The sequence below is a fragment of the Streptomyces sp. NPDC090442 genome, assembly GCF_044769405.1.
Taxonomy (GTDB): Bacteria; Actinomycetota; Actinomycetes; order Streptomycetales; family Streptomycetaceae; genus Streptomyces.
The window spans coordinates 112,481-138,079 of record NZ_JBIVXW010000008.1 but is presented as its reverse complement, the minus strand read 5'-3'; the positions used below and the strand labels follow the sequence as shown (position 1 = coordinate 138,079).

General features: G+C 71.4%; 23 protein-coding genes, 1 tRNA gene and 2 pseudogenes. 13 read left to right on the top strand and 13 right to left on the bottom strand.

The features are described 5' to 3' along the window. Positions 1–648: 648 nt before the first annotated feature. The 5 genes from ACIQU6_RS08780 to ACIQU6_RS08760 all read right to left on the bottom strand — a co-directional run bounded on the left by ACIQU6_RS08780 (position 649) and on the right by ACIQU6_RS08760 (position 4,892). Positions 649–1,380, bottom strand: a complete 732-nt coding sequence (locus ACIQU6_RS08780; RefSeq protein ID WP_403480922.1) for a dienelactone hydrolase family protein — start codon at positions 1,378–1,380, stop codon at positions 649–651. Between the two features lie 220 nt (positions 1,381–1,600). Then, positions 1,601–3,223 carry a DEAD/DEAH box helicase gene (locus tag ACIQU6_RS08775; RefSeq protein ID WP_403480921.1) on the bottom strand — a complete coding sequence of 541 codons (1,623 nt, stop codon included), beginning with the start codon at positions 3,221–3,223 and terminating at the stop codon, positions 1,601–1,603. A gap of 86 nt (positions 3,224–3,309) precedes the next feature. Continuing rightward, positions 3,310–3,513: a cold-shock protein gene (locus ACIQU6_RS08770; protein ID WP_403480920.1), complete on the bottom strand. Its 204-nt coding sequence runs from the start codon at positions 3,511–3,513 to the stop codon at positions 3,310–3,312. A gap of 417 nt (positions 3,514–3,930) precedes the next feature. Further along, positions 3,931–4,004: transfer RNA gene (locus ACIQU6_RS08765), tRNA-Met, on the bottom strand. A gap of 15 nt (positions 4,005–4,019) precedes the next feature. Beyond that, the gene (locus tag ACIQU6_RS08760; protein WP_403480919.1) at positions 4,020–4,892 is read right to left on the bottom strand and encodes a LysR family transcriptional regulator; all 873 of its coding nucleotides are present in this window, start codon (positions 4,890–4,892) and stop codon (positions 4,020–4,022) included. A 67-nt stretch (positions 4,893–4,959) separates the two neighbouring features. Here ACIQU6_RS08760 and ACIQU6_RS08755 point away from each other — a divergent pair, with 67 nt between their 5' ends. From ACIQU6_RS08755 to ACIQU6_RS08740, 4 genes are all read left to right on the top strand, one after another. Next, positions 4,960–5,856, top strand: a complete 897-nt coding sequence (locus tag ACIQU6_RS08755; RefSeq protein ID WP_403480918.1) for an NAD(P)H-binding protein — start codon at positions 4,960–4,962, stop codon at positions 5,854–5,856. After that, a complete protein-coding gene (locus ACIQU6_RS08750; RefSeq protein ID WP_403480917.1) occupies positions 5,853–6,542 on the top strand; it encodes an SDR family NAD(P)-dependent oxidoreductase in 690 nt (229 codons plus the stop codon). Before ACIQU6_RS08755 ends, ACIQU6_RS08750 begins: the two co-directional genes overlap by 4 nt. A 61-nt stretch (positions 6,543–6,603) precedes the next feature. Further along, positions 6,604–7,557, top strand: coding sequence for an alcohol dehydrogenase catalytic domain-containing protein (locus ACIQU6_RS08745; RefSeq protein WP_403480916.1), 954 nt, complete (start codon positions 6,604–6,606; stop codon positions 7,555–7,557). Between the two features lie 124 nt (positions 7,558–7,681). Next, positions 7,682–7,906, top strand: coding sequence for a hypothetical protein (locus ACIQU6_RS08740; RefSeq protein ID WP_403480915.1), 225 nt, complete (start codon positions 7,682–7,684; stop codon positions 7,904–7,906). Positions 7,907–7,981: 75 nt separating this feature from the next. Here the strand turns inward: ACIQU6_RS08740 and ACIQU6_RS08735 are convergent, their stop codons facing one another. Continuing rightward, positions 7,982–8,668, bottom strand: a complete 687-nt coding sequence (locus ACIQU6_RS08735; protein WP_403480914.1) for a hypothetical protein — start codon at positions 8,666–8,668, stop codon at positions 7,982–7,984. A 399-nt stretch (positions 8,669–9,067) separates the two neighbouring features. Here ACIQU6_RS08735 and ACIQU6_RS08730 point away from each other — a divergent pair, with 399 nt between their 5' ends. Then, a complete protein-coding gene (locus ACIQU6_RS08730) occupies positions 9,068–10,441 on the top strand; it encodes a sporulation protein (RefSeq protein WP_403480913.1) in 1,374 nt (457 codons plus the stop codon). Between the two features lie 20 nt (positions 10,442–10,461). Here ACIQU6_RS08730 and ACIQU6_RS08725 read toward each other — a convergent pair whose 3' ends face one another. After that, positions 10,462–11,382 carry an aminoglycoside phosphotransferase family protein gene (locus ACIQU6_RS08725; protein WP_403480912.1) on the bottom strand — a complete coding sequence of 307 codons (921 nt, stop codon included), beginning with the start codon at positions 11,380–11,382 and terminating at the stop codon, positions 10,462–10,464. Positions 11,383–11,706: 324 nt separating this feature from the next. Between ACIQU6_RS08725 and ACIQU6_RS08720 the strand changes: the two genes are divergently transcribed. Then, positions 11,707–12,804, top strand: a complete 1,098-nt coding sequence (locus ACIQU6_RS08720) for a hypothetical protein (protein ID WP_403480911.1) — start codon at positions 11,707–11,709, stop codon at positions 12,802–12,804. A 129-nt stretch (positions 12,805–12,933) separates the two neighbouring features. Here the strand turns inward: ACIQU6_RS08720 and ACIQU6_RS08715 are convergent, their stop codons facing one another. After that, complete coding sequence (locus ACIQU6_RS08715; protein WP_403480910.1) at positions 12,934–13,305, bottom strand: VOC family protein; 372 nt, start codon at positions 13,303–13,305, stop codon at positions 12,934–12,936. A 96-nt stretch (positions 13,306–13,401) separates the two neighbouring features. Between ACIQU6_RS08715 and ACIQU6_RS08710 the strand changes: the two genes are divergently transcribed. Further along, positions 13,402–13,863, top strand: a complete 462-nt coding sequence (locus ACIQU6_RS08710) for a MarR family winged helix-turn-helix transcriptional regulator (protein WP_403480909.1) — start codon at positions 13,402–13,404, stop codon at positions 13,861–13,863. A 47-nt stretch (positions 13,864–13,910) separates the two neighbouring features. Continuing rightward, a pseudogene (locus tag ACIQU6_RS08705) lies at positions 13,911–14,271 on the top strand (hypothetical protein). A 40-nt stretch (positions 14,272–14,311) separates the two neighbouring features. Here ACIQU6_RS08705 and ACIQU6_RS08700 read toward each other — a convergent pair. Next, positions 14,312–14,605, bottom strand: coding sequence for a hypothetical protein (locus ACIQU6_RS08700; protein WP_403480908.1), 294 nt, complete (start codon positions 14,603–14,605; stop codon positions 14,312–14,314). A gap of 10 nt (positions 14,606–14,615) precedes the next feature. Here ACIQU6_RS08700 and ACIQU6_RS08695 point away from each other — a divergent pair. Then, a pseudogene (locus tag ACIQU6_RS08695) lies at positions 14,616–14,966 on the top strand (helix-turn-helix transcriptional regulator); the annotation flags it as partial. 50 nt (positions 14,967–15,016) lie between these two features. Here the strand turns inward: ACIQU6_RS08695 and ACIQU6_RS08690 are convergent. From ACIQU6_RS08690 to ACIQU6_RS08680, 3 genes are all read right to left on the bottom strand, one after another. Further along, positions 15,017–15,331, bottom strand: coding sequence for a hypothetical protein (locus tag ACIQU6_RS08690; RefSeq protein ID WP_403480952.1), 315 nt, complete (start codon positions 15,329–15,331; stop codon positions 15,017–15,019). A 166-nt stretch (positions 15,332–15,497) separates the two neighbouring features. Further along, positions 15,498–18,401: an FAD-binding and (Fe-S)-binding domain-containing protein gene (locus tag ACIQU6_RS08685; protein WP_403480907.1), complete on the bottom strand. Its 2,904-nt coding sequence runs from the start codon at positions 18,399–18,401 to the stop codon at positions 15,498–15,500. Between the two features lie 73 nt (positions 18,402–18,474). Beyond that, positions 18,475–19,668 carry a pyridoxal-phosphate-dependent aminotransferase family protein gene (locus tag ACIQU6_RS08680; RefSeq protein ID WP_403480906.1) on the bottom strand — a complete coding sequence of 398 codons (1,194 nt, stop codon included), beginning with the start codon at positions 19,666–19,668 and terminating at the stop codon, positions 18,475–18,477. Positions 19,669–19,767: 99 nt separating this feature from the next. On the opposite strand from ACIQU6_RS08680, the gene ACIQU6_RS08675 reads away from it, so the two are divergent. The 3 genes from ACIQU6_RS08675 (at position 19,768) to ACIQU6_RS08665 (ending at position 23,102) form a co-directional block, all read left to right on the top strand. Next, on the top strand, positions 19,768–20,553 hold the full coding sequence (locus ACIQU6_RS08675; RefSeq protein WP_403480905.1) for an IclR family transcriptional regulator: 786 nt from the start codon (positions 19,768–19,770) through the stop codon (positions 20,551–20,553). Positions 20,554–20,698: 145 nt separating this feature from the next. Continuing rightward, on the top strand, positions 20,699–22,303 hold the full coding sequence (locus ACIQU6_RS08670) for an L-lactate permease (protein WP_403480904.1): 1,605 nt from the start codon (positions 20,699–20,701) through the stop codon (positions 22,301–22,303). 109 nt (positions 22,304–22,412) lie between these two features. Then, positions 22,413–23,102, top strand: a complete 690-nt coding sequence (locus tag ACIQU6_RS08665) for an HdeD family acid-resistance protein (protein ID WP_403480903.1) — start codon at positions 22,413–22,415, stop codon at positions 23,100–23,102. 124 nt (positions 23,103–23,226) lie between these two features. Here ACIQU6_RS08665 and ACIQU6_RS08660 read toward each other — a convergent pair whose 3' ends face one another. After that, entirely contained in the window at positions 23,227–23,988 is a 762-nt protein-coding gene (locus ACIQU6_RS08660) for a pirin family protein (protein WP_403480902.1), read from the bottom strand. A gap of 186 nt (positions 23,989–24,174) precedes the next feature. Here ACIQU6_RS08660 and ACIQU6_RS08655 point away from each other — a divergent pair, with 186 nt between their 5' ends. After that, positions 24,175–25,155, top strand: coding sequence for a pirin family protein (locus tag ACIQU6_RS08655; protein ID WP_403480901.1), 981 nt, complete (start codon positions 24,175–24,177; stop codon positions 25,153–25,155). The last annotated feature ends 444 nt before the right edge of the window (positions 25,156–25,599 follow it).

The following is a 25,599-nucleotide window of genomic DNA, read 5'->3' as shown; positions in this document are numbered from 1 at the left end:
GGTGGCCTCCCTACCGCTCCGGCTACGCCGGGCACCTGCCGCTTCCGGCACGGCCCGCTCGCGTCAGCACGCCTCCACTGCCGTCCGCCCATGACCACGCGACACAGCCGGCGGTGCCGCGATGGTGCGCGAACGGTACGACCGGCCCGCCGGACGCGGAGCCGGGCGCCGCAGCAGCGGTCTGTGGTGCGGCAGCGGCAGGCGGGGCCGCGACCGCTTCCGGCGCGCACATGCCGGTGGTGACCATGGCCGCGAAGGCCGCTCCGGTCAGAATCCTGCGCGTGGGAATTACTGGTTCCTCCTGCGTGCACCGAGTCGGGGCCGCCGCCATTGCCGACGGCGGTCGATGCGGCCGGGCCACCGGCGGAGGGATCGCCCCCGGTGCCTGGCCACTGCCTGACTCACGCGTCGGGGAGTTGTCCGAAAGCCCGGTTCACGAAGGACAGACAAGCGGACGACGCCGTCCGAAGCCGTGGTGGATCGCCGCTCGCTCCGGGGCGCGGGCGGAGCGTCGGGGTCGGGCTGTCGGCCGCGGAGAGGTGGGCGGTTCTGGCGCGGCGGGTGGTGGTCTGCGCCCCTGCCGCCTCAACTCACGTGCAGGTTCGTCATTTGCCGTGTGAGCAAAGGGTGTTGGGCGACCAGGTCGGTTCACTCCGTGACGGCCACGGGCAGGCACTCGTCGAGCAGCGCGACGACGTCGTGCCAGGCTCGCTGCGCGTGCCGCGGGTGGTGGCCGACGCCGGGGAGCACGGTCTGGTCGACCGGCGGGTGGTGGAAGGCGTGCAGCGCGCCGCCGTAGACCACGAGGCGCCAGTCGACGCCCGCGGCCTGCAACTCGGCGGTGAACGCGTCCCGTTGTGCGGGCGGCATGATCGGGTCCTCGGAGCCGACCCCGGCCCACACCGGGCAGCGAATGCGCGCCGCCTCGCCCGGTCTGCCGGTGGTCGTGGCGTTGATCGTCGCGATCGCGCGGAAGTCGACGCCGTCGCGCCCGAGTTCCAGCGCGATCGCGCCCCCGGTGCCGTAGCCGACGGCGGCGATCCGGTCGGCGTCGACCCGCGGCTCGGCGCGCAACACGTCGAGCGCCGCGTGGCCGATGCCCCGCATCCGGTCGGGGTCGGCGAGCAAGGGGGTGGTGTGCGCCAGCATCTCCTGGGGGTCGGTGAACCAGCGCCCGCCGTTGATGTCGAAGGCCAGCGCCACGTAACCGAGTTCGGCGAGGGCGTCGGCCCGGTGGCGCTGGAAGTCGTTCAGCCCCGTCCCCTCGGGCCCGACCAGGACAGCGGGCCGGCGGCCGGCACCTGCCGGGAGCGCGAGGTGCCCGATCATCGTGAGGCCGTCGGCCGGGTACTCGACCGTGCGCGTGGTAACCGTCGTCATGCGACCGAACTGTAGTGATCGTCAAGTCCGGTCGGGCAGGCGTTCACCGCGGGCGGAACCGCGCGGCCGCGTGCGCCCCCGGAACGCGGCGCCGCCCCGTCGCGACCCGACCCGGGCGTAGGCGAACAACAACGTGGGGATCGCCTACGCCCCTACCCACACTTCCTGGCCCGACCGGATCGAGGCGACCAGGGTCACAGGGCCAACGCCGCCCGGCGGCTCAGGTGGCGGAGGTGCGGCGGCCGCCTCGGCGGTCGGAGCCGCGTGCGCCCGTCCTGGCGGCGCCGCCCTTGGCTCCGCCGGACCCGGCCCGTCCGCCGGATCCCGCTCGGCGGCCGGAACCGCTGCCACCGTTTGCGGACGCGCCACCGGCCGCCGTCGCCCCGGTCGCGGATCGGCGGTCGGAACCCCGGCCCCCGGTCCTGGGGGCAGCGCCCGCCGCCGACTTGGCCCCGCCGCCGCCTCGGCGTCGGCGGCCGGACCGCCCGCCGGGCTTGTCCCCGGCCTTGCGGTCCGGGCGGGACGCCGCCGGCGTCGCCGGCTGGGGGACCTCGATGGTGACGGCCACACCGGACGGCTCGCGGGCGCCGGTGATGGTGGCCAGCTCCGCGTCGCTCGACTTGATACGGGCCGTCCGGGGGCGGATGCCCGCGTCCGACATGAGCCGGTTGACGTCCCGCTTCTGGTCGGGCAGGACCAGCGTGACCACGCTGCCGGAGCCGCCGGCCCGGGCCGTGCGGCCGCCCCGGTGGAGGTAGTCCTTGTGGTCGGCGGGGGGATCGACGTTCACCACGAGGTCGAGGTCGTCGATGTGTATGCCCCGGGCCGCGACGTTCGTCGCCACCAACGCGGTGACCTGGCCGTTCTTGAACTGTTCCAAGGTGCGGTTGCGCTGCGGCTGGGAGCGACCGCCGTGCAGTGCCGCCGCGCGGACACCGACGGACAGCAGCCGCTTGGCGAGCCGGTCGGCGGACCTCTTGGTGTCGAGGAAGAGGATGACCCGGCCGTCACGAGCCGCGATGCGCGTGGTGACGGCCTTCTTGTCGGTCTCGTCCTGCATGTGGAGCACGTGGTGCTCCATGGTGGTCACCGCTCCCGCGGACGGGTCCACGGAGTGCACCACGGGGTCGACCAGGAACCGCTGCACCAGGCGGTCGATGTTGCGGTCCAGGGTGGCCGAGAACAGCAGGCGCTGCCCGTCGGGCCGCACCTGCTCGATCAGCTTGGTGATCTGCGGCAGGAAGCCCATGTCGGTCATCTGGTCGGCTTCGTCCAGCACCGTGATGCGCACGTCGCTGAGCACGCAGTCCCCGCGCTCCACGAGGTCGTTGAGCCTGCCGGGGCTCGCCACGACCACCTCGGCGCCGCGCCGGAGCGCGTTGGCCTGCTTGGTGATCGACAGCCCGCCGACCACGGTCGTCAGGCGGAGGTTCACCGCGGTCGCGTAGGGAGTCAGCGCGTCCGTCACCTGCTGGGCGAGTTCGCGGGTGGGCACCAACACGAGGGCCAGCGGCTTCTTGGGCTCGGAACGCTGCCCGGCCGTGCGGGCCAGCAGCGCCAACCCGAACGCGAGGGTCTTACCGGAGCCGGTGCGTCCACGCCCCAACAGGTCCCGGCCGGCAAGCGAGTTGGGCAGCGTGGCGGCCTGAATGGGGAAGGGAGTGGTCACACCCTGCGCGGTGAGGGTCTTCAGCAGCCCAGCGGGCATGTCCAGACCGGCGAAGTCCTCGACGGCGGGAAGTGCGGGCGTCGTGCTTTCCGGCAACCGGAATTCCCTCGGAGGCGGCGCGGACGACGGGGTCGACGAGGCGCGTCGGTTCGACTTCTGGGGCCTGCGGGGCATGCAGTTATCTGCCTTTCTGGAACAGCGCAAACCGGGGTCCGCACCATGGCGGTGCGGACCCCGGTAAGCGGATACGCGTCCGGCGATCAGGCGGGGATGATGTTCTCCGCCTGCGGGCCCTTCTGGCCCTGCGTGACGTCGAAGGACACCCGCTGGCCCTCCTGGAGCTCACGGAAGCCCTGGGACTGGATGTTCGAGTAGTGGGCGAAGACGTCGGGGCCGCCGCCGTCCTGCTCAATGAAGCCGAAACCCTTTTCGGCGTTGAACCACTTCACAGTTCCCTGTGCCATGACAATTCTCCTTCTGTAGGCAGAGGCCCCATCCGGAGATGCCGGAAAACAAATAATGCGCCCGATGGATAAACATTCCCGTCAGGCGCACATTGGTTCATGGGTACCACAACTGCAACGCCTAGACCTTAGCACAGCTCGGCGCCCGTGATGGATCATCGAAGCCGACGCCTGGACCTGCGGAGTCGTTGGGGATCGCAGTGTTCATCTGACCGCCACCTTCGCTGGGCGCCTGGCCCTTGAGAACCCACGGCGGCGCGCGCCAACGAGTAACCAAGGGTGGCCGCTTGGCTACTGAAGGTCGTGAAGGGTGTGGTGGGCGCCGGTCGTCCGGTTGTCTGCGGCGGTGCGCGGCGCGGACCTGCCCGGTCCCGCAAACGGCGAAGGCCCGGTGGATACCGGGCCTTCGCTTTCGAGTAGCGGGGACAGGATTTGAACCTGCGACCTCTGGGTTATGAGCCCAGCGAGCTACCGAGCTGCTCCACCCCACGTCGACGAGATGAACTCTACGTGACCGATCCGGATTCTCCGAATCGGTGCCCTGCCCGGAGGGCGGACGGTCCGGATGCTCCGCTGTGCCGCAGTGTCGCGGTGGCGATCTCCAGGAAGTCGCGCACCAGCTTCTCGCGCCGGTCCGCGGCAACGGCCAGACAGGTCTCGAACGCCGGGGCGTCCGTCACGGGGACGTGGGCGAGGTCAGGGCGGGAGTAGGGCCGCGCGATGCTCTGCGGGATGAGGGCGATGCCGTGCCCGGTGGCGATGAGCTCGAACTTCTCCTCAAGCGACGACGTCCGTCGCCGTGGGACGTCGAGCATCCGCTCACCGTCGAGGTCTGCGCAGGTGAGCTCCCGCCGACCCGCCAGGGGGTGCGTCGTGGGCATGCAGGCGACCCTGGGGTCGTGGCCGAGGGGAACGACGCGCAGGCCCGACTCATCGAACGACCGCCGCAGGTAAGCGACTTGGGCGCGACCGTCCCGGATCGGCCGGTCCGGCTCCCACCAGCGGGTCGGGATGACGTCGGTCTCGACGTCCGCGTGGCGCGACGTGAACGCCCGGATCGCGTCCGACACGGGCAGCCCGGGGGAGAAGGCGACCGTGAGCCGTTGGACGCCCTGCTCGGTGTCGTGGACGCGCTGCACCGCCGCGGCGACCGACGGGAGGAGTTGCTGCGCCTCCTCGTAGAGCCGTTCGCCGGCGGGGGTGAGGTCGACGCTGCGGGTGGTGCGCAGCAGCAGAGTGCACCCCAACTCCTGCTCGAAGGAACGGATTTGGCGGCTGAGGACCGGTTGGGCGATGTAGAGGTGTTCCGCCGCTCGGCCGAAGTGCCGGTGCTCGGCCACCGCGACGAAGTAGCGGAGTTTGCGTAAGTCCAGATCCATGCCGTGAAGGTATCAATCGCCGGAAAGGGTATTGGACGCCGCGGACGGCCGCCCCGAGACTCGATGCATGATCGTCATCACCGCTCCAACCGGCCAGATCGGCAGCCGGCTGCTGGAGATTCTCCTGGCCGATACCCGCACGGGCGGCGAAGAACTGCGCGTCGTCGTGCGTGACCCCGGGAAGCTCCCCGACGCGGTCCGCGCCCGTGTCGACGTGGTCACCGGCTCGCACGGCGACGCCGAGGTCGTCGACCGGGCGTTCGCCGGCGCGGACGCCGTCTTCTGGCTGGTTCCCTCCAACTCGCAGGCGCCGAGCCTGCATTCCCTGTACTCCGGGTTCACCGGCGCCGCCGCGAAGGCGTTCACGACCCATGGCGTCGGACACGTCGTCGGCGTCTCGGCGCTCGGCCGGGGCACCCCCGTCGCCGGCCGCGCCGGGCACGTGACGGCGTCGCTGGCCATGGACGACCTCATCGCGGGTACGGGCGTGGCCTATCGGGCGCTCGCCAACCCGACGTTCTTCGACAACCTGCTGTGGCAGGCGGCCTCGATCCGCGACCACGGCGTGTTCACCGAGACCGTCACCGCCGACCGCAAGGCACCGAGGGCCGCTACTCGGGACATCGCCGCGGCCGCGGCCGACCTGCTGCTCGACCGCTCCTGGACGGGTACGGGCGAGGTCCCGGTGCTGGGCCCGGAGGACCTCTCGCCGAACGACCTGGCGCGCATCATGTCCGACGTGCTCGGTCGCCCGATCCGCTACGAGCGGCAGCCGCTCGACGCCTTCGGCACCGCGCTCGTCGGCCGCGGCCTCGGTGACGCGCTCACCCAGGGCTACCTCGACATGATGCGCGCCAAGGACGACGGCCTCGACGACGGGGTGCCGCGCACCCCGCGGACCGCGAGTCCGACGAGCTTCCGTGACTGGTGCGAGCAGGTCCTCAAGCCGGCGGTGCAGGCATGAGCGCCGGTACCGCCCTCATCGTGGGTGCGTCCCGGGCCCTCGGGCTCGCCCTGGCCGCCGAATACGCGCACCGCGGTTGGGACGTCATCGGGACCGTCCGAGGCGATCAGCGCACCGGTCTGCACGACCTGGCCGACGCGTCCGAGGGTCGCGTCACCGTCGAGTCACTGGACATGACCGACCCGGAGCAGATCATCGCGCTCCGCGAACGCCTGGCGGGGCGCACCCTCGACCTGCTGTTCGTCAACGCGGCCATCGCGCGGGGCGACATCCCGGTCGGCGAGGTCCCGACGGAGATGTTCGTCGAGGTCATGGTCACCAACGCGCTCAGCCCGATGCGCGTGGTCGAGACCTTCCGCTCGCTGGTCGCGCCGACCGGCACCATCGGCGTCATGTCCTCGCGCCAAGGCAGCCTCAGTCAGAACACCAACGGCGGTCAGGACGTCTACCGCGCCAGCAAGTCCGCCCTGAACCAACTGATGCGCAGCTACGCCGCCCGGTACGCGGACGCCGCGCACACGCTGCTGCTGATGTGCCCCGGCCATGTCCGCACCGAACTGGGCGGCCCCAACGCACCGTTGACGATCGATCAGTCCATCCCGGGCGTGGTGGACACCATCGAACGCCACGGCGGCGAACCGGGCCTGCAGTACCTCAACTACCAGGGCCAGACCGTGCCTTGGTGAGGCGGGCCGGCGGCCCGGGCCCCTCGCTCGCCGTACGGGAGGCCGGGCATACATTGCCCCCATGCAAACCGTAGTGATCGATCCTCGGGGGACCTTCCAGCTGGTGCAGCGCCCGGAGCCGGTCGCGGGGCCCGGGGCCGTGGTGCTCCGGGTGCGGGCCGCCGGACTCAACGCCGCTGACCTGCAGCAGGCGCGCGGGGACTACCCGGCGCCGCCGGGCTGGCCGGCCGACGTGCCGGGCCTGGAGGTCGCGGGCGAGGTCGAGCAGGTCGGCCCCGGCGTCACGGGGGTTGAGCCCGGGGACCGGGTGATGGCACTGGTCGGCGGGGGTGGTCACGCCGAGCGGATCACGGTCCCCGCCGATCTTCTGCTGCCGGTGCCGGACGGTCTGCCGTGGGCGGAGGCGGCCGGTTTCCCCGAGGCGTTCAGTACCGCCTGGGACGCCCTGGTCGACCAGGCCGGGGTCCGCGCCGGTGACCGGGTGTTGGTCAGTGGCGCCGCGGGCGGGGTGGGCACGGCCATGGCGCAGGTCGCCGCGGTCTCCGGGGCGCACGCCGTGGCCAGCGTACGTCGGCCCGAACTCCACAGCCGGGTCAGGGCACTTGGCCCGGACGGGCGGGTGGAGGTCGTTACTCCCGACCGGGAATCCGCGCACGCGCCGTACGACGTGATCGTGGAGCTGGTCGGCGGCGAGGACTGTCTGCGGAGGGTCGCCCTGCTCCGCAGCCGGGGCAGGGTCCTGGTCGTGGGAGTCCAGGCCGGCACCACCGCGTCGCTGCGGATGTTCGACCTCATGCTCGCGCGCGCCCAGTTGATCGGCACCACCATCCGCGGGCGCTCGCACGCCGAGAAGGCGCTGCTGGCCGCCACCATGCGGACGTCCGTGGTGCCCCTGCTGGCGCAGGGGCGGCTGCGGGTACCCGTCGACGCGACCTTCCCGCTCGACCGGTTCGCCGACGCCTACGCCCGCCTGGCCGGCCCGGGCAAGTTCGGCAAGGTCATCCTGCTGCCCTGACGGTTCGGGGCCCGGTCACCCAAGGGTCCGCTCTCTCGGGGTGAGCGGACCGACGGCGAGTGGTGGGGCCGCAACGGCCGCTGCCGGTCCACGCCATCGTGATCTTGCTAATAGCATCGGACGCATGGATGAGCAGAACAGCAAGGGCGATGGCGGGCGAGACCGTGGTGCGGCCGGACGTAGTGCGCTCGCCGTCATCAGCGCGCTGGCGGTCGCGGGCCTGCTCTGCGCGATGGGATGGAAACTGGGGTGGGTGGGTACTGAGCCCGGCATGCTGTCGCCGAAGGTGTTGGCCATGGCGGGCGTCGGGATCGTTTCCCTCGTTGTCTGGGCCGTGAAACGGCGTTGACTCGGGCGTGCGCGGTGGATCACGCGACGTGACGCACCGCGTGGTTCGCCGCGCACGCCCAACGCGTAGCGGAGCTCAGCTCGGAGCCTCTCCGCCGGGCCTCCCGTCACGACAGACTGCGCTGCGCCGCGACTTCCCGTCGCCGTCCACGTCGGCTTCCGCGTCACTGTCCGCGCCGACGCCCCCGGACAGTCGTCCGCCCCTGCTCTCACTGGCCCGTAGAGCGTCGCGCAGCGATTCGCACAACCGGTGCCCGGCGCAACGGAGTTCGCAGACGCTCACCCTCGCCTCGCCGAGCAGCTCGACGGCGAGGCGGAGCACCGTCTCCGCCGTGCTGAGCTGTGCCTCCTCCATCTGGTCGGCCAGCAGCGACACATGACTGTTGCCGTCGTCAGACACCAGGTAGGACGGCTGCCCGCCCGGGCCCGGCCAGGGCAGCAGGCGGCGTCGAGTACCAGACGCCGCGTTGGTCCCGCCCGGACCGCACGTCAACCGGGCGCCCCTGCTTTCGGCGATGCGCAGGGTGTCGCGTAGCGCTTCGCTCAGGCGGCGGCCCGCGCAACGGAGTTCGTAGCTGCTGGCGTCCTCGTCACCCAGCATGTCGGTGGCGTGGCGCAGCACGGCGTCGGCCGCACTCAACTGGACCTCCTCCATCTCGTCGGCCAGGAGGGAGAGGTAGCTGTTGGTGTCGTCGGTCACCAGATAGGACGGTTGCCCGTCCGGGCCCGGCCACGGCAGCAGACGGGGGTGGGTGCCGCTCATGGCGTCACCGCCGTTCCGCGCCGCGCCCGGTCGGTGGGACGCGCTGCCGAACCGTGCCGTCCCCCGACGACAGAGCCGGGTAGGGCGCGATGTTCGCCGCGGGCGGGGAGCGACGGACGCGGCACCCGCTCGAAGAGGTTCTCGCTAGAGTTCCTCATTGTTGACCTGCTTTCACCAGGTTGGCCACGCCCCGGGGTGCCCTCACGCACCGCCGGGGTCTCTTGTCTCGTCAGTCAACGACGGGGGTTGGCCACACGGCAGCGGTCCCGGGGGAGTTCATGTGCACACCGGGGTTCACGAACACCCGGTCGGGGGGTTCACGATGAACCCCCCTGAGGGGCAACCCTGTGTCACCATGGGCCACGGGATGTGACGTAACGTCAGGGGTGGCAGCAGAGCGTGAGCAAGGATCCGAACCATCGGTTGGCCGTCGTCATGGCCGAGGCCGGAGTCTCCAACAAGGGGCTGGCGAAGCGAGTTCGCGACGTGGCGCAGCGACACGGAGAATGCCTCGGCACCACACACGTCGCCGTGCAGCGGTGGTTGAACGGCGGCGGCATCCAACGCCAGACCGCGGCCTTCATGGCCCAGGCGCTCAGCGAGAAGTTGGGGCGGAGGGTCACGTCGAACGACCTCGGTTTTCCGGGCGCGCCGACCACTGCCCCCACCAACATCGGCACGGGCTACGCCCGTTCGCTGAACGAGGCACTGGCCACGCTCGACAGCCTCAGCCACCAGCGCCCGGAGGACGAGCCGACGGACCCGTCCCCGTTGTCCGACAGCGAGGTGCATTCCGCCGCGCTCTCCTGGCTGGTCTCCCGCCCCGACGGTCTGCCCACGGAGGCCCCCGCCAGGCGGCCGGTCGGCATGCGGGACGTCGCGGCGGTCCGGACCGCCGCCGGGTTCTTCATGCAGCTTGATTTCCAGTTCGGCGGGGGGCACGCGCACAAGGCGTTCCGCCACTACTTCCGGGAGGACGTGCTTCCGCTGCTGAGCGCGAGCTACAGCTCCAGGGTCGGGGACGCGCTCTTCCAGGCCGCGTCGGAGATGTCGCAACTGCTGGCGTGGAGCGCCTACGACGGCGGCAACCACGTTCTGTCCAGCCGCTACATGCTGTCCACGCTGCGCCTCGCCCAGGCCGCGGGCGACCGCATGATGGGCGCGCGCATCCTCACCAACATGAGCCACCAGGCGAACTACCTGCGCCAAGTGCCCCGCGCCATCATGCTGGCCCGCGCATCGGTCGAAGGCGGCAGGGGGCATGCCACGCCGCGCGCGATGGCCCTCTTCTCCTTACACGAGGCGCGCGCGCTCTCCGCGGCCGGGGATCGCAAGGGCGCCGGCCACGCCATGAACGAGGCGGAGGCGTTCTTCGAACGGGCCGACACCGGCGACGACCCGGGGTGGCTTTCCTACATGGACGAGGCCGAACTCGTCGGCGAGTTCTGCCACTGCTTCCGCGACCTCGACCAGGGCCCCGAAGCGGTCCGCTTCGCCGAGCGTGCCATCGCCCTCACCGATCCGAAGTACGCCCGCACACTGGGCTTCTGCCGCATGGTCCTCGCCCAGAGCCATCTGCTCAACGGCGACCTGGAAGCCGCCCTTGCGGTCGCGACCCTCGCGGTCGAAGAGAGCGACGCCTTGCAGTCCGCGCGCTTCCAACGGTACGTGGGCGATTTCCAGGCCGCGCTCTCCGCCCACGCGCGGAACCCCGCCGTTCGACGTTTCAACGAACGCGTGCGGGACGCCGTGACCCAACTCGACGACGAGTAGCGGGAGTCGGCCGTCGGCTGTCAGCCGATGGTCCAGTGGCGTGGCGCGGTCTCGTCCCGGAGCGAGGCGATGCGGCGTGCGTACTCCGCGGCGGTCTCGGGGCTCTCGGACACGTTCTGCATCAGCCACGTCGTCATGTTGAACTCCTGGACCGCCCGCAGGGTGGGGAACCCGTCCCAGGCATGGAGATCGCGACCGTACGAGTCGACGAAGGCCCCGTACTCCTCCGCGGTCTGCCAGCCCAAGCTGTGGTGCTCGGTCGCCGTCACCATGAGGTCCCACTCGGGGAAGTCGTAGCTGAACCGCTCCAAGTCGATGAGGATCACCCGACCCCGCCGGTCCACCATGAGGTTCTGCACGTGGGCGTCCCCGTGCACGGGACCGGGCTGCGAGGCGAAGTCCAGAGCGGCGATGCGTTCCCGCAGCTCATGCGCGCGCTCCCGTAGGAACGCACGGTCGGCCTCGGGTATGCCCGCCGCCGCATCGACGCGCCGGTCGGTGCGGTCGAGGACCGGATAGCGCGGCAACTCCAGGGAGTCCGGCACCGCGAGGGAGTGCAGGTCACGGAGGACCGCGCCCAACTCGCCGTAGGTGGCCTTCCGTTCCCCCTCCACGATCAGGTGCCAGAACGTCACCGGGCGCCCCGCCACGACCAGGGGCTGTTCCAGGTCGTCGATGATCCGTGTGGCGGGGAAACCCTCGCCCGTCAGCCAACGCGATACCTGCACTTCGCCGCGTACCGAGGGCAGGTACTCGATCGATCGCGCGATCCGCACCACCACCGGATGCGCCGCCAGCCGGAAGAGCGCGTTCTCCCCGAAGCGGATCAGGTGCGCGCCATCACCGTCGAGGCCGGCGCGCCGGCATGCCGTCACCATGACGCGAGTGGCGACCTCGGATGTGAACTCCTCGGCTGTGCTCCGTGCGCCGTCCTGCGGCATGTCCCGACTCACTCCCTAGGTCTGGGGGACCGTGCAGCGCGAACCGTCAGGACAGTCAACGGCACGCACCGGACATCAAGGCGACGCTACCCACGGGGAGTACGGCGAGGCGACATCGGGGAGGGGAGGCCGGTCGCTCCACCCGATCGCAACGTCGACAATGCCCGTACGTAGCATGAGCGTTCAGGACCGCGGGTGGCTGCGAGAGCGTAGCTTTCCCATCAAAATGCGCCATTTCAGAGCTTGCGGGAACCTGGTACGGCAGAGTCGACTCCTCTCTCGCAGAGATGCACAGCGGTGCGTCCGGTATGAAGTGGGGGCAATATGGCACGTATAGCGCAACAGTCCGCGACTGGCCGGAAGGCGACCGCCGGTTCCGCGGCGGCGGTGGCCGCCGGGCTGGCCTTGGTGATGGGCGCGGCGGCTCCCGGGCAGGCGGCCTCCGTGCAGCGGGCTACGGGGGCGCGGGCCGTCCCGAACTGCGGTGCCGCGGTGGCGGGACCCATGAGCGCGGCGACGCGGGCGCACGCCGCGGCGGGGAAGGAAGGCGCGGCGGGACGGGGAAGCGTCCCGGCCACGGTCGTCACCGGTAACGCGACGCAGAAGCTCTCCTACGGTCTCGCTCCCGAGGCGCCCATCGGCCTCTGGTCGTCCTCGAACGTCACCCTGCGCACCCCGGTCTCCAAGGGCACGGTCCGCCTGGACGTCACCACGCAGGGTTTCATCGCCGACTCTCTCCTGATGCAGCGATATGACACCAGGAGTCACCGCTGGGTCGACCTGGACCACCAACCGTCCAGTGACACACGGCCGGAGAAGGGGACGTTCTCCTTCTCCGTCTCGGAGCCGGCGAGCGCCGGTCGCCCCGCCACGGTGGCCCTCCGGGTCCAGGCAATCGACCGCCCCGGCCGCCTGACCGTGACCGCTTCGGTCAATGACGGTCACGGCCACACCTACCGCGCACCGGCGCGGAGCACCGTCGTCGACCGGCCCACGACCACGGTCACCGGTTGGTCGCGCGGTGCCAGTCTGGTGCGTGGCGGTGCGGCGAAGGAGTTCGCTCTCACCGTCAAGAACACCACCAAGCGGGCCTACCCGGCGCTCAGCGCCGGGTACTTCGCCTACGGGCAGGCCGGCAACCGTGCCGTGGCGCCCAAGGACCTGGTGGTCCAGCAGTACGTGGCCGGCCGCGGGTGGCAGCGCGTGGAGCTGGTGCCCAGCGGGTGTGACCCGGGGATGAGTGCCGGGCTGACCCCGACGGCCAAGTCGCCGCTGGCGCCCGGGGCCAGTGCCGTCTACCGGCTGCGCGTGGCGGTCGCGGGAGGCGCTCCCTTGGCCGACGTCGATGCGGGTGTGTCCGTGGGGACCGGCGACACGTCGATCTACTACGGCACGTTGCCGTTCAAGATTCGCGGCAAGTAGGGCCGACGAGCACCTCGGTCACGCCCGGGGAGTCGGGAGGAGGGGAGGCCGGCTGCCTTCCCGCTCCCGACTCCCCGTTGCTGTGTGGCGTCGATGTCGGCTGTCTGCCCACCGGAGCGGCGGACGCGGTCAGCCTCCGTGTGCGGTGAGTGCGTAGCCCTCCGGGCCCTCGAAGGAGAACATCGGCCCGAAGGGGCTGTCCGTCGGCGGGGTGAGGATCCGGATTCCGGCGGCGGCGAGTCGGTCGTGGAGCCGGCGCGCGTCGGAAGTCCGGAACCAGAGCGCCACGCCGAGGCCGGGGCGTGCGGTCTCGCTGAGGTCGACGCCCGGGAGGGGCTCGCGGATGGCGAACGGGATCGGCTGGGTGTCGAACACGACCGCGTGCGGCGGTGAGACCGCGGCGCGCCGCAGGCCCAGGTGCCGCTCGCAGAAGGCCGCCGCCGCGTCCACATCGCGAACTTGCAGGGCGACGAAGCTGGGGCCGTCGATGCTTACAGACATGGGTGCTTCCTCCATCTGCAGGTCAGAACCCTGCATGTCAGAACTTTGACATAGGCGAGGTTAGGAGGGTCCGCATCGCTATGTCAAAATGCTGACATGAAGGAGAGCAAGTCTGCCGAGCCGCCCCATCCCGCGACGGACGTCACCCAACACGTGGGCTACCTGATCAAGCGGGCCCAGGCCGCGCTGCGCGGCGCCATGGACAAGGTCCTGCGCGCGCACGGGCTCACCGTCCCGCAGTACGCCACCCTCGAACTCCTGGCCGTGCGCCCGGGGTTGTCCAACGCCGAGCTCGCCCGCGCCACCTTCGTCACCCGGCAGTCCGCCAACGTCGTCCTGCGCGGCTTGCAGGAAGCGGGGCTGATCACCCGCCCCACCACCGCCGACCACGGCCGCGCCCGCCCCACCCATCTCACGGAGGAGGGCCACGACCGCCTGGCCGCGGTCCAGGCAGCCGTCTACGCCATCGAACAACGCATGGTCGAGGCCGTCCCACCCCAACGCCTTCCGGCACTCCTCACCGACCTCGACCGCCTGGCGACGGCGCTGGAGGAGTGACCAGCAATGCGGTTGAGACGGACGGGTTCGCCAGGCACACTCGCCCGATGAGCCACAGCACGCCACCGGGCAGTTGGGACGGGCCCTGGTACCGCGTCCAGACCGAGCAGTTCGACGCCGCGTTCCTGCCGGACGCCGGCGAGGACCCGGAGGCCGTGGACAACGTCGACGTCTTCGTGGACCTCAAGGACGGCTCACGGTGGAGCGCAACCGTCATCACCCTCGCCCAGGTCGACGTTCTCATGAAGAGCTGGGCCGCCAGTGGGGAAGCCCTCGGAGGCCGGTACTTCTGGATGTTCGGACGGTCTCATCGTCCGTGACGCCGGTATCAGCAACATGGTTGCGGTGCTCGCCGGACTGATCGAGACCGGCGAGTTCACGCGGGTTCTGCAGCGTCTCGACGGCTGACAGTCGACGGGGGCTTCGAATCCCTTACGAGGGCGGTCGGTCAGCGACCGGCAATTCGTGTGCCGGGTAGGGGAGTTGCGCTCGGCGCGCCATGCTCCTGGTCGTCGCGGGGCCGCCGTCTCGTGGTGACCAGCGCGACGGCGGCGACGGCCAGGCCGTCGAGGCAGAGGAACGCCCAGGGCAGGTGCGTGGCGTTGCTGAGGAGGTGGGGGTCGGTCGACGGGCCGAGTCTGGTGGTCAGGAGGCCGCCGAGGATGGCCACGCCCAGGGCGCTGCCGAACTGGCGCGCGGTGGCGGCCACCGCGGAGGCGACGCCGGCCTGGCTTGCCGGCATGCTGTTGACGGCGGAGCAGCCCCTCCATCTGCCCGAGCCGCAAGACGACCGCTTGCGAGCCCTGGCCCGGCTGCTCCACGACGATCCCGCCAACACCGCCCCACTCGCCGCGCTCGGCCAGGCCGTGGGCGCCAGCGAACGCACCCTCAGCCGACTGTTCCACAACGAACTGGGCATGAGCTTCCACCAGTGGCGCACCCAACTACGCCTGCATCACGCCCTGATCCTGCTCTCGGACGGACACTCCGTCACCACCACGGCACACGCCTGCGGTTGGTCCAACCCCAGCACCTTCATCCACGCCTTCACCGCGGCCATCGGCGACACCCCGGGGCGTTACCAACAGGACCTGCGGCGGTAGCGGGTTGGCAGGGGCAGTACCAGTCACCCCGGATGCCGTGGTCCGTGGCGCTAGCCGTTCGGCTCGTCGAGGAAGCGCAGTAGTACGGCGGTCTGCGCGCGGAGGCGTGCGGCGCGCTCGGCGTGGGCGGCGGTCAACTGCTCGGCGGCCGCGAGCCGTTCGTCGGCCTCGGCGCGCACGATGTCGACCACATGACGGTCGGTCAGCTTGCGTCGGGTGGCCTCGGTGGTCCCGACACCGGCCGGGGAGTGTTCCAGGGCGGTGCCGCGCAGCTCGGCCTCGGCCACGGGGATCGCCTCGGCGTTGTCCAGCGCGGAGAGCGTGGCGCGCAGCGCACTGACCGCGGCCCGGTCCCGGGCCCGCATCGCTTCCGGCAGTGCTTGGCGCATGCGAAGACGCAGAGACATGCGGCGACTTTATGAGGGTGGTTCAGGGGGACGCAATGCGTTATTGGTACGGCGGTGGCCGGCTCCTTTTTGGTGGGGGGCTGAGCAGCGACGGGGGTTGCCCGGGGCGACGGTCCGCCCGCGCTCATGGCCCGTCCGCGAGGGCGTCCCGGACGAGCTGGAGCGGATGGTGGGCGGGGCGGTGGGTGGTGTGGGTGATCTGTTGGCGGCAGGAGACGCCGGTGGCGGCGATGACGGTGGTTTCGGGTTCGGTGGTGAGGGCGGGGACCAGACGGTCGCGGGCGATGCGGAGCGACAGGTCGTAGTGCTCGGCCTCGAAGCCGAAGGAGCCGGCCATGCCGCAGCAGCCGGCGTCGACTTCGACGACGTCGGCGCCCGGGATGCGGCGCAGCAGGTCCAATGTGGCGGCGGTGCCGACCTCCGCCTTCTGGTGGCAGTGTCCGTGGTAGACGATGCGGCGCCCGGCGTAGGGGTTGTCCGGGCGCAGGCGGAGGCGTCCGGCGTCGATCGCCTCGGTGAGGAGTTCCTCGGTTTGGCGGACGCGTTCGGCGGCCTTGCGGACGTCCGGGTCGTCGGGGTGCAGGCGGAGGTGTTCGTCGCGGAGGGTGAACAGGCAGGAGGGTTCGCAGCCGGTGACCGGGCCGTCGGTGGTGGCCAGTCGGCGGGCGAGGGCGAGGGAGGTGGCGGCGGCGCGGTCGAGGAGGCCCTTGGAGTAGGCGGCGCGGCCGCAGCAGCCGCGACTCTCCAACTGGACCTGCCAGCCGGCGAGTTCGAGGAGTTCGATGGCGGCGCGACCGAGGCTCGGCTCGGTGTGGGTGGTGAAGGAGTCGGCCAGGAAGGTGACGGTGCCCAGCGGTGTGGGGCGCCGGGGCGGGGTGTGTCGACGGTGCCAGCGGACGAGGTTGGCGCGGAGGGGGGTGGGGAGCGGGCGGGCGGTGGCGATGCCGAGCAGGCGGGAGAGCAGGTGACGGGTGCCGGGGGCGTGTTGGAGCAGGTTCGGGAGGGGAGCGAGGGCGGAGCCGAGGCGGTTGAGGGTTCGGATGGCGGCGAAGAGGCGGGTGCGGAGTGGGACGCCGTGGGCGTCGTGGTGGTGGGAGAGGGTCTCGGCCTTGAGGGCGGCCACGTCGACGCCCAGGGGGCATTCGCTCTGGCATGCCTTGCACATCAGGCACAGGTCGAGGATCTCGTGCAGGCGGTCGTCCCCGAGGGCCGCCTTGGGGTCGGGCTCGGACAGGGCCTTGACGAGGGCCCCGGCGCGGCCCCGGGTGGCGTGCTGTTCGTCGCGGGTGGCCATGTAGGAGGGGCACATGGTGCCGTGGGCGTCCTTGCGGCACAGTCCGATGTTCATGCACCGGTCGGCGGCGCCGCGCATGCCGCCGGTGTCTGCGAAGTCCAGGCGGGTGCGCAGGCCGGGGGCCGGCGGCAGGGCGGGGTCGCGCAGGTGGTCGGTCATCGGGCCGGCGTCGACGATCTTGCCAGGGTTGAGGCGGGCGTCGGGGTCGAAGAGGCGTTTCACGGCGCGCATCGCCTCGTAGAGCTCGTCCCCGAACAGTCGTCGGTTGAACTCGCTGCGGGCCAGGCCGTCGCCGTGTTCGCTGGAGTTGGCGCCGCCGTACTCCGCGGCGAGGTCGCGGACCTCCTCGGCGACCGCGCGCATGGCGGCGACCCGAGCGGGGTCAGTGAGATCGACGAACGGGCGGATGTGCAGACAGCCGACGGAGGCGTGGCCGTAGAAGCCGGCGGTCATGTCGTGCCGGTCGAGGATCGCCTTGAAGCGGCGGGTGTAGTCGGGCAGGTGGGCGGGGTCGACGGCGGTGTCCTCGACGAACGCCAGGGGGCGGTCGGTGCCCGAACCGGCGGCCATGAGCAGGCCGAGGGAGGACTTGCGGACCTTCAGCAGGGCGGCCTGTTCGACGGGGGTGTCGGCGATCAGGGTGTGGTAGCCGTGGCCGTGGCGGCGCCATCGGCCCGCCAAGTCGGCCAGTCTGCCGCGGAGTTCGCCCGGGTCGTCGCCGGTGAGGGTGACGAAGAGGAGGGCTTCGGGGGCGCCGTGCAGGAGGTCGCCGAGCGAGGCGTACTCGATCTTGCGGCGGGCGAGGTCGAGGATGGTGCGGTCCATCAGCTCGACCGCCGCCGGGTCGCAGGCCAGGGCGTCGCCGGTGGCCTCGACGGCGGCGGTGACGGAGGTGAAGTGGCCGACGGCGATGACGGTGTGGGAGGGCTGGGGAACGAGGCGGACCTCGGCCGCGGTGACGACGGCGAGGGTGCCCTCGGAGCCGACCAGGAAGCGGGCGGGGTCGAAGGGGCGTCCGGCGGCGGCGTCCGCGGCCAGGCGGTCGAGGCGGTAGCCGCCGGCGCGGCGCCAGTGGGCGGGGTAGCCGGTGGCGATCGCGTCGGCGTGCGCGGTGGTGAGGGCGGGGAGTTCGCGGTGGATGCGGCCGTCCAGGGTGGCGCGGGCGGCGCGGCGGGCGCGTTCGGGCTCGGTCACCGGGGCGAGGCGGGCGGTGGTGCCGTCGGAGAGGACCACGTCCAGCGCCAGGACGTGATCGATCGTCATGCCGTGGCGCAGTGAGCCGCTGCCCGCGGAGTTGTTGCCGATCATGCCGCCGAGGGTGGCGCGGTTGCTGGTGGAGGTGTCGGGGCCGAAGGCGAGGCCGCGCGCGGCGGCGGCGCGGTTGAGCTGGTCCTGGACGACGCCGGGCTGGACGCGGGCGGTGCGGGCGACGGGGTCGAGGTCGGTGATGCGGTCGAGGTGGCGGGAGAGGTCCAGGACCAGGCCCGCGCCGACGGTCTGACCGGCGAGGCTGGTGCCGGCGCCGCGGGCGGTGACGGTGGTGCCGTGTTCGGCGGCCGCGCGGACGGCCGCGGCGACGTCGTCGGCGTGCCGGGGGAAGGCCACGCCGAGCGGGGTGATGGCGTACATGCTGGCGTCGCGGGAGTACAGATGGCGGGTGTAGTCGTCGAAGGTGACCTCCCCGTCGAGGTCGCGGATCAGGCGGCGGCGCAGCGCTTCGCCGGCGGCGCTCATGCCGGAAACTCCTCTCGCTCGGCCCTGCCTGTGCCAGGCGTGCGCGTCTCGGCGAGGGGCCGGCTCGGCCGGCTCATGCGGCGGCCAGGACGTCGAGGGCGGCGGTCAGGCCGGCCGGGTCGGAGGGGAAGTCGTGGGCGGCCAGGCCCATTTGGACGCCGGCCAGGGCCCCGGCCAGTTGCAGATCGCTGAGTTGCCCGAGGTGGCCGATGCGGAAGACCCGGCCGGCGAGCCGGCCGAGGCCGCTGCCGAGGGACATGTCGTAACGGTCGAGGACGGTGGCGCGCAGCGCGTCGGCGTCCTGGCCGTGGGGCATCAGCACGGCGGTGAGGGTCGGGGAGTGCTCGCGGGCGTCGGCGCAGAGCACGGTCAGGCCCCAGCCCCGGACTGCGGCGCGGGTGGCGGCGGCGTGCCTGGCGTGCCTGGCGAAGACCGCGGGCAGCCCCTCCTCCGCCAGCAGGTCGAGGGCGACGTCGAGGCCGTAGAGCAGGTTGGTGGCGGGGGTGTAGGGGAAGCGGCCGTGCTCGGCGACGTCGAGCAGGGGGTCCCAGTCCCAGTAGGCGCGGGGCAGCCGGGCGGTGCGGTGGGCTTCGAGGGCGCGGGGGCCGACGGCGTTGAAGCCGAGGCCGGGCGGGAGCATCAGGCCCTTCTGGGAGCCGGTGACGGTGACGTCGACGCCCCACTCGTCGTGCCGGAAGTCGGTGGAGCCGAGCGAGGAGACGGTGTCGACCAGGAACAACGCCGGGTGTGATGCCTCGTCAAGAGCTCGGCGCAGAGCGGGAATTCGGCTGGTGACGCCGGTGGACGTCTCGTTGTGGACGACGCAGACGGCCTTGATGCGGTGTTGCGGATCGCGGGCGAGGCGGTCGGCGAGCGTGTCGGGGTCGGCGCCGTGGCGCCAGTCGCCGGGCACGAGCTCGACGTCGAGGCCGAGCCGCTCGGCCAACTCCCGCCAGAGCACGGCGAAGTGGCCGGTCTCGAAGAACAGCACGCGGTCGCCGGGGCTCAGGGTGTTGACCAGGGCGGCCTCCCAGGCACCGGTGCCGGAGCCGGGGTAGAGGGCGATGGGGCCGGCGGTGCCGAAGACCGGGCGGAGCCTGGCCAGCACGCTCCGGGCCAACTCGGCGAAGGCGGGCCCGCGGTGGTCGACGGTGGGCGCGGCGAGGGCGCGCAGGACCGGATCGGGGATGTTGGTGGGGCCGGGGATCTGGAGGAAGTGGCGACCGGGGCGACGGGCCGAACGGGCTTGTGGTGGGGGCGAGTTCACGTGAGCGATCCCTTCCCTGGAGGGTTGTGCCGTGTGTCGGCACGCTGTACCGTCTCAAGGCACAGAGAGCGTAGGACCGTTGAGCGAAGGGAGTCAACGGTGCAGAACGTGCGGAACGCGCTGCGCGCACTGGAAGAGGTGGCGGAGCGCCAGCCGATCGGCGTCGCCGACCTGGCGCGGGCGATGGGACTGCCGAAGAGCTCGGTGCAGCGCACGCTCGTCACGCTGCACGAGGCGGGCTGGATCCGCCCCGCCGAGGGGCGTCCGACGCGCTGGCGGGTGACGGCCAAGGCGCTGCAGGTGGGCCGGCACGCCACCGGCGAGCTGCGACTGCGGGACGCCGCGGTGCCGGTGATGGAGGAGCTGCGGGCGCGTACGGACGAGACGGTCCACCTGGCGGTGCCGGAGGGCGAACGGGTCGTCCTCGTCGAGCGGTTGGAGACCACGCAGCCGGTGCGGATCATCCTGCCGCTGGGGCAGATCCTGCCGGTGCACGCGTCGGCGAACGGCAAGGCGGTGCTGGCGGCCCGGTCGGACGCCGAGGTGGCGGCGTATCTGGCCGACGGGCTCGCCCGGTTCACGGAGACGACAGCGACGGACCCGGCGGCGCTGCGCGCGGAGGTCGACGAGATCCGGGCGCGCGGTTGGGCGACGAACCGGGGGGAGTGGCGCGCGGACGTGTCGGCGGTGGCGGCGGCGGTGCTGGGCGAGTCGGGGCGTCCGGTGGCGAGCGTCAGCGTGAACGTGCCGACCTCGCGGATGACCGATCCGCTGCGGGAGCGGTTCGGGGAGCTGGTGGCGGAGGCGGCGGAACGACTGAGTGAGCGGTTGGGCGGGGCGTCGGGGTGCCAGGCATGGAGAGGGCCGCGGCGGCCGACCCCTTGACGGCGCCCCCGCGGGCACCCATGCTCTCCGGCTGACGGAAATTGATATTCAAATTACAGAATTCCGTTGTGCCGTTCGTGCACCCGCGGACGGATCGAGCGCTCCCGAGACCCGGCCCGCTCGGCCGGAGAGAGCGAGTCTCGCCGTGTACCGTCAAGTCACCGACCCGCTGGGCCACTTGGGGCTCACCGCGCTGCTGGCCGCCACCCCGCTCCTGGTGCTCCTGGTGCTGCTCGGCGTGGTGCGGATGGCCTCGCACCGGGCCGCCTTATGGAGCCTGGCCAGCGCCGTCGCCATCGCCCTCACCGCCTACCGGATGCCGTTCGGCCAGATCGCCGACGGCGCGGTGGAGGGCGCGGCGTTCGGCCTCTTCCCGATCGTCTGGATCATCCTCAACGCGGTGTGGATCAACAAACTCCAGCGCGCCTCCGGCCACTTCGACCTCATCGGACGGACCTTCACCTCGCTGTCCCCGGACCCCCGCGTCCAGGCACTCGTCATCGCCTACTGCTTCGGCGCCATGATCGAGTCACTGTCGGGATTCGGCACCCCCATCGCCATCACCTCGATCATCCTGCTGGGCCTCGGCCTGACGCCGCTCCGCGCCGCCGCGGTGGCCGCCTTCGCCAACACCGCGCCCGCCGCCTTCGGTTCGGTCGGCAACCCCATCCAGGCACTCGCCAAGGCCACCGGCTACTCCGAGCACGACCTCGGCGCCATGGTCGGCCGCCAGTCATCCGTGATCGCCGTCCTGGTGCCGTTCTTCCTCCTGTTGATCCTGGACGGCCGCCGCGGACTGCGCGAGGTCTGGCCGGCGGCGCTGGCGGCCGGCGTCGGCTTCGGCGCGGGACAGTACCTCTGCGCCAACTTCCTCACCTACCAATTGACCGATGTCGTGGCCGGGATCGTCTCCGTGGTGGTGGTCGTGGTGCTGCTGCGGTTCTGGCAGCCGGGCGGGGTGCGGCCAGAGCCGAAACCCGAGGCGGAGCAAGGCAAGATGCCGCCCCTCCCACTCCTCCAGGCGTTCGCGCCCTACGTGTTGCTCATCGTCGCCTTCGCGCTGGTGTCCGTCGACGGACCCGTCGCCCGCTTCGTCGCCGCCCGGGGCGCCTCGTTCCGCTGGCCGGGACTCCACATACGCACCGCCGACGGGACGGTCCCCAAGGCAGCGGTGTACGACCTCAACTGGCTCGGCTCCGGCGGCACGGTGTTGCTGATCGTCGGTGTGCTCTCCGTGCTGATCCTGCGGGTCCGGCCGGGCCGCGCGCTGCGCGCGTACCGCGAGGCGTGCGCCCAGATCCGTTGGGCGGCACTCTCCATCGGCTGCGTGCTCGCGTTGTCGTACGTCATGAACCTCTCCGGGATGGCCGTCTCGCTGGGTGCCTGGTTGGCCGGGACGGGCGGGGTGTTCGCGCTGCTGTCGGGCTTCCTGGGCTGGTTCGGAGTGGCGTTGACCGGTTCGGACACCTCGTCCAACGCCCTGTTCGGCGCCATGCAGGTCGCCGCCGCGCACCGGGTGGGGATGGACGGCCTGCTGGCCGCCGCGACCAACAGCACCGGCGGCGTACAGGGCAAGGCGGAGGCCATGCAGAACCTCGCCATCGCGTCGAGCGCGGTCGGGTTGACGGGCCGGGAGGGCGAGATCCTACGGAAGGTGATCGGTTGGAGCCTGTGCGTTCTGGCGGCGCTCTGCCTCCTGGCCTGGCTGGAGTCGACGCCCGTGCTGGACTGGATGGTGGTGGGCCGGTGACGCGGGGGCGGGAGCCGGCGGGCGGTCTCCCCGAGCGGGACGGGGCCGTTGGGGTGACGATGGAGACGTCCGTATCTGACCATGCTGTTCCATAAGAGAGGTGGGCGGAATGGCAACCCCCTCCACACCTTCGGGCGACGGCCCGACACACGCTCAAGAAACCTCCCCGAGCGGTGCGGCCCTGGGCGCCCTGGCCAATCTCGGTTGGCAGAGCCTGTTCACCGTCGGCCTGGCGGCGATCGCCCTGGGCGTGGTCGTCCTGGCGTGGCCGGGCAAGACGCTGCACGTCGTCGGACTGGCCTTCGGCATCTACCTGTTGGTCAGCGGTGTCTTCCAACTCGCCGCGGCCTTCGGCGCGCACGTTCCCGGACACCTGCGGGCGCTGCACTTCATCACCGGCGCGATCAGCGTGCTCCTCGGACTGGTCTGCCTGAAGGGCACCCTGCAGTCGCTCCTGCTGCTCGCCCTGTGGATCGGATTCGGCTGGCTGCTGCGCGGCATCATGATGACGGCCGGCGCGGCCTCGGCCCCCCAGGCACCCGCCCGTGGTTGGCAGATCTTCCTGGGCGTCATCACGATGCTCGCGGGCATCGTGCTGATCGTCTCGCCGTTCAGCTCGATCGCCGTGCTCGCGTTGGTCGCCGGCATCATGGCCATCGTCCTGGGTGTCACAGAGGTGATCCACGCCATCCGCATGCGCATCGAGGTCGGCCGCCTCACCAAGGGCACAACGGGCACCGGCACCACCCCCAAGCACCGGCGGTCCCTGTTCCATCCACACCCGCATCCGCAGCACTGACCCCGGCGCAGCGCCCATCCGATGGCCGGCCGCGGGCCGGCCATCGGATGCGCGTGTTCGAAGTCGCCGCGGTCGGCCCGTCGTTCGCCGACCGCGGCGCCCGACGGTCGCGTGGGCCGGGCACTCACCCCATCGAGACGGTGGCGGTCATCTCCCACATCAGGACCTCCGCGCCCTCGGGTCCGGCGGTGACGCGCTGGCCTTCGGCGCGCGTGACGCGACCCGCGTCGCCCGTGGCCAGCGGCCCGGCGCCCTCCAACTCGACGCTGCCCCGCGCAACGAAGAGGTGCGCGAACGGGGCGGTGGCGATCTGCCGCGTCTCTCCGGGACGCATGCGGCTGACGTGCAGCGCGGCGTGCTTCTGACGGATGCCGATCGCCCGCTGGTCGGCGTGCTGGGACATGCCGGACGCCAGGGTCGTCCAACCCCCGCGAGCGAGTTCGTCGTTGATGTCGAGCTGCTCGTAGCCGGGCCGGATGCCGGCCTCGTCGGGGATCACCCACATCTGGAGGAAGTGCACCGGGTCCCGGTGCTCGGGCTGGCCGGTCAGCGTCCACGAGTCGTTCTTCTCGCTGTGCAGGATGCCGGTGCCGGCGCTCATCCGCTGCGCGAGCCCCGGGTAGATCACGCCGTTGTGCCCCTCGGAGTCCTGGTGGACGAGACTGCCGTCGAGCACCCACGTCACGATCTCCATGTCGCGGTGCGGATGGGTGTCGAAGCCGGTACCCGGAGCGACGACGTCGTCGTTGGAGACCAGCAGCAGCCCGAAGTGGGTGTTGTCGGGATTCCAGTGGCGGGAGAACGAGAACGAGTGGTGGGAGTCCAGCCACCCGGCCCGGGTGTGGAAGCGCTCGTCGGCGCGACGGATGTCGAGGGTCGAAGCCATGGTGCTGCTGTCCTTCCTGTCTGACTTCCAGTCCTTGCGGCCTGGCGCCCGGGCCCGTGGACCGAACCTCCGGCAGATGGTTGAATGATAAACAATGCGGGACTCGGAGGGTATTCCGCATCCCGTGCGAGGGCTCCGAAGGCCATTTCCCGAGGGGCTATCGTGTCGAGTGAAGGGTGGTGTGCGGTGAGTAATGTCGAGGTGAAGCCGGCCGAGGTGCGGTGCGGCGCGACGGTGGACGGTGCGCGTGACGCCGACGGGCCGCGGGTCGAGGTCCTCGCCTCGCGGGAGGTGCCCCTGGGCGGTCCGCGTGCGATGACCGTGCGGCGCACGCTGCCCCAGCGCGGCCGGACCCTGATCGGCGCGTGGTGCTTCGCCGACCACTACGGGCCGGACGACGTCTCCGTCACCGGTGGCATGGACGTCGCCCCGCATCCGCACACCGGGCTGCAGACGGTGAGTTGGCTGTTCAGCGGGGAGATCGAGCACCGGGACAGCCTCGGCAGTCACGCCTTCGTGCGCCCCGGCGAACTGAACCTGATGACGAGCGGGCACGGCATCGCCCACTCGGAGGTCTCCACCCCGCAGACAACCGTCCTCCACGGCGTGCAGCTGTGGGTGGCGCTGCCCGAACAACACCGCAACACCGACCGGGACTTCCAGCACTACGCGCCCGCCCCCGTGCGCCACCCCGGAGCCGAGGTCAGGGTCTTCCTCGGTTCGCTGGCCGGCGCCCGGTCACCGGTCCGGACCTTCACGCCCCTCCTCGGCGCCGAGATCGTCCTCGAACCGCACGCCTCCCTCACCCTCGACCTGGACCCCGCCTTCGAGCACGGCCTCCTCGTGGACTCCGGCTCGCTCCTCATGTCCGAAACCCCGCTGAAGCCGGCCGAGTTGGGCTACGCCCACCCTGGCATCGACGCGCTCACGCTGACCAACGCCGCGGACGAACCCGCCCGCGCGATCCTGCTGGGCGGTACGCCGTTCGACGAGGAGATCGTCATGTGGTGGAACTTCATCGGCCGCTCCCACGAGGACATCGTCCAGGCCCGCTCTGACTGGATGGACGACGTTCGCTTTGGCGAGGTGCGCGGTTACGACGGTGACCGGCTGCCAGCGCCTGAACTGCCCTCGGTGGCCTTGCGGCCGCGGGGGAGGGCTCGGTGACCTGCGGCTTCGTTGCATAGGCCGGAGGGCATTGGGCGCAGCGGCCGGGTCTGAGAGGTGGCGAGGCGGGTAGCGAACCGTGCGTTGCAATTGGCCGGCCCGGAGCGCGCCATGAGTCGAGTGTTTGGCTGTCTGTGGCGGGGTCTAGCTGGATCAATGCTGACCCAATGCTGACCCAATGCTGACTTTCCTGACGGTTAGTCAAGTCTAATGGGGTGTCCGCCGACGCCGAGGCCGCCCGTGGCGCCAGTTTCGCACCGTCGCTCACTGCGAAGCGAGGGACTGGCGATTGACGCCAGCCGTGGCCGGGCGCTACGCGGAATCAGGCGGGATTGGTCGCCGGCGAGGAGGCGTGGCGCCATGGGGCCTGAGGCAAGTGGCATACAAGGCCGAGTATGCGCCGTACCGGATCGTTGGTCCGACTCCGTCTCGGCTGTGTTTGTT

Coding starts and splice junctions, on each gene's coding strand:
- ACIQU6_RS08690 (WP_403480952.1), bottom strand. CDS start 15,331: ATGCGGGCCCGGGACCGGGCCGCGGTCAGTGCGCTGCGCGCCACGCTC.
- ACIQU6_RS08745 (WP_403480916.1), top strand. CDS start 6,604: ATGCAAACCGTAGTGATCGATCCTCGGGGGACCTTCCAGCTGGTGCAG.
- ACIQU6_RS08685 (WP_403480907.1), bottom strand. CDS start 18,401: ATGAGCGCCGCCGGCGAAGCGCTGCGCCGCCGCCTGATCCGCGACCTC.
- ACIQU6_RS08720 (WP_403480911.1), top strand. CDS start 11,707: ATGGCACGTATAGCGCAACAGTCCGCGACTGGCCGGAAGGCGACCGCC.
- ACIQU6_RS08755 (WP_403480918.1), top strand. CDS start 4,960: ATGATCGTCATCACCGCTCCAACCGGCCAGATCGGCAGCCGGCTGCTG.
- ACIQU6_RS08665 (WP_403480903.1), top strand. CDS start 22,413: ATGGCAACCCCCTCCACACCTTCGGGCGACGGCCCGACACACGCTCAA.
- ACIQU6_RS08700 (WP_403480908.1), bottom strand. CDS start 14,605: ATGCCGGCAAGCCAGGCCGGCGTCGCCTCCGCGGTGGCCGCCACCGCG.
- ACIQU6_RS08660 (WP_403480902.1), bottom strand. CDS start 23,988: ATGGCTTCGACCCTCGACATCCGTCGCGCCGACGAGCGCTTCCACACC.
- ACIQU6_RS08780 (WP_403480922.1), bottom strand. CDS start 1,380: ATGACGACGGTTACCACGCGCACGGTCGAGTACCCGGCCGACGGCCTC.
- ACIQU6_RS08710 (WP_403480909.1), top strand. CDS start 13,402: ATGAAGGAGAGCAAGTCTGCCGAGCCGCCCCATCCCGCGACGGACGTC.
- ACIQU6_RS08750 (WP_403480917.1), top strand. CDS start 5,853: ATGAGCGCCGGTACCGCCCTCATCGTGGGTGCGTCCCGGGCCCTCGGG.
- ACIQU6_RS08715 (WP_403480910.1), bottom strand. CDS start 13,305: ATGTCTGTAAGCATCGACGGCCCCAGCTTCGTCGCCCTGCAAGTTCGC.
- ACIQU6_RS08725 (WP_403480912.1), bottom strand. CDS start 11,382: ATGCCGCAGGACGGCGCACGGAGCACAGCCGAGGAGTTCACATCCGAG.
- ACIQU6_RS08760 (WP_403480919.1), bottom strand. CDS start 4,892: ATGGATCTGGACTTACGCAAACTCCGCTACTTCGTCGCGGTGGCCGAG.
- ACIQU6_RS08735 (WP_403480914.1), bottom strand. CDS start 8,668: ATGAGCGGCACCCACCCCCGTCTGCTGCCGTGGCCGGGCCCGGACGGG.
- ACIQU6_RS08770 (WP_403480920.1), bottom strand. CDS start 3,513: ATGGCACAGGGAACTGTGAAGTGGTTCAACGCCGAAAAGGGTTTCGGC.
- ACIQU6_RS08740 (WP_403480915.1), top strand. CDS start 7,682: ATGGATGAGCAGAACAGCAAGGGCGATGGCGGGCGAGACCGTGGTGCG.
- ACIQU6_RS08775 (WP_403480921.1), bottom strand. CDS start 3,223: ATGCCCCGCAGGCCCCAGAAGTCGAACCGACGCGCCTCGTCGACCCCG.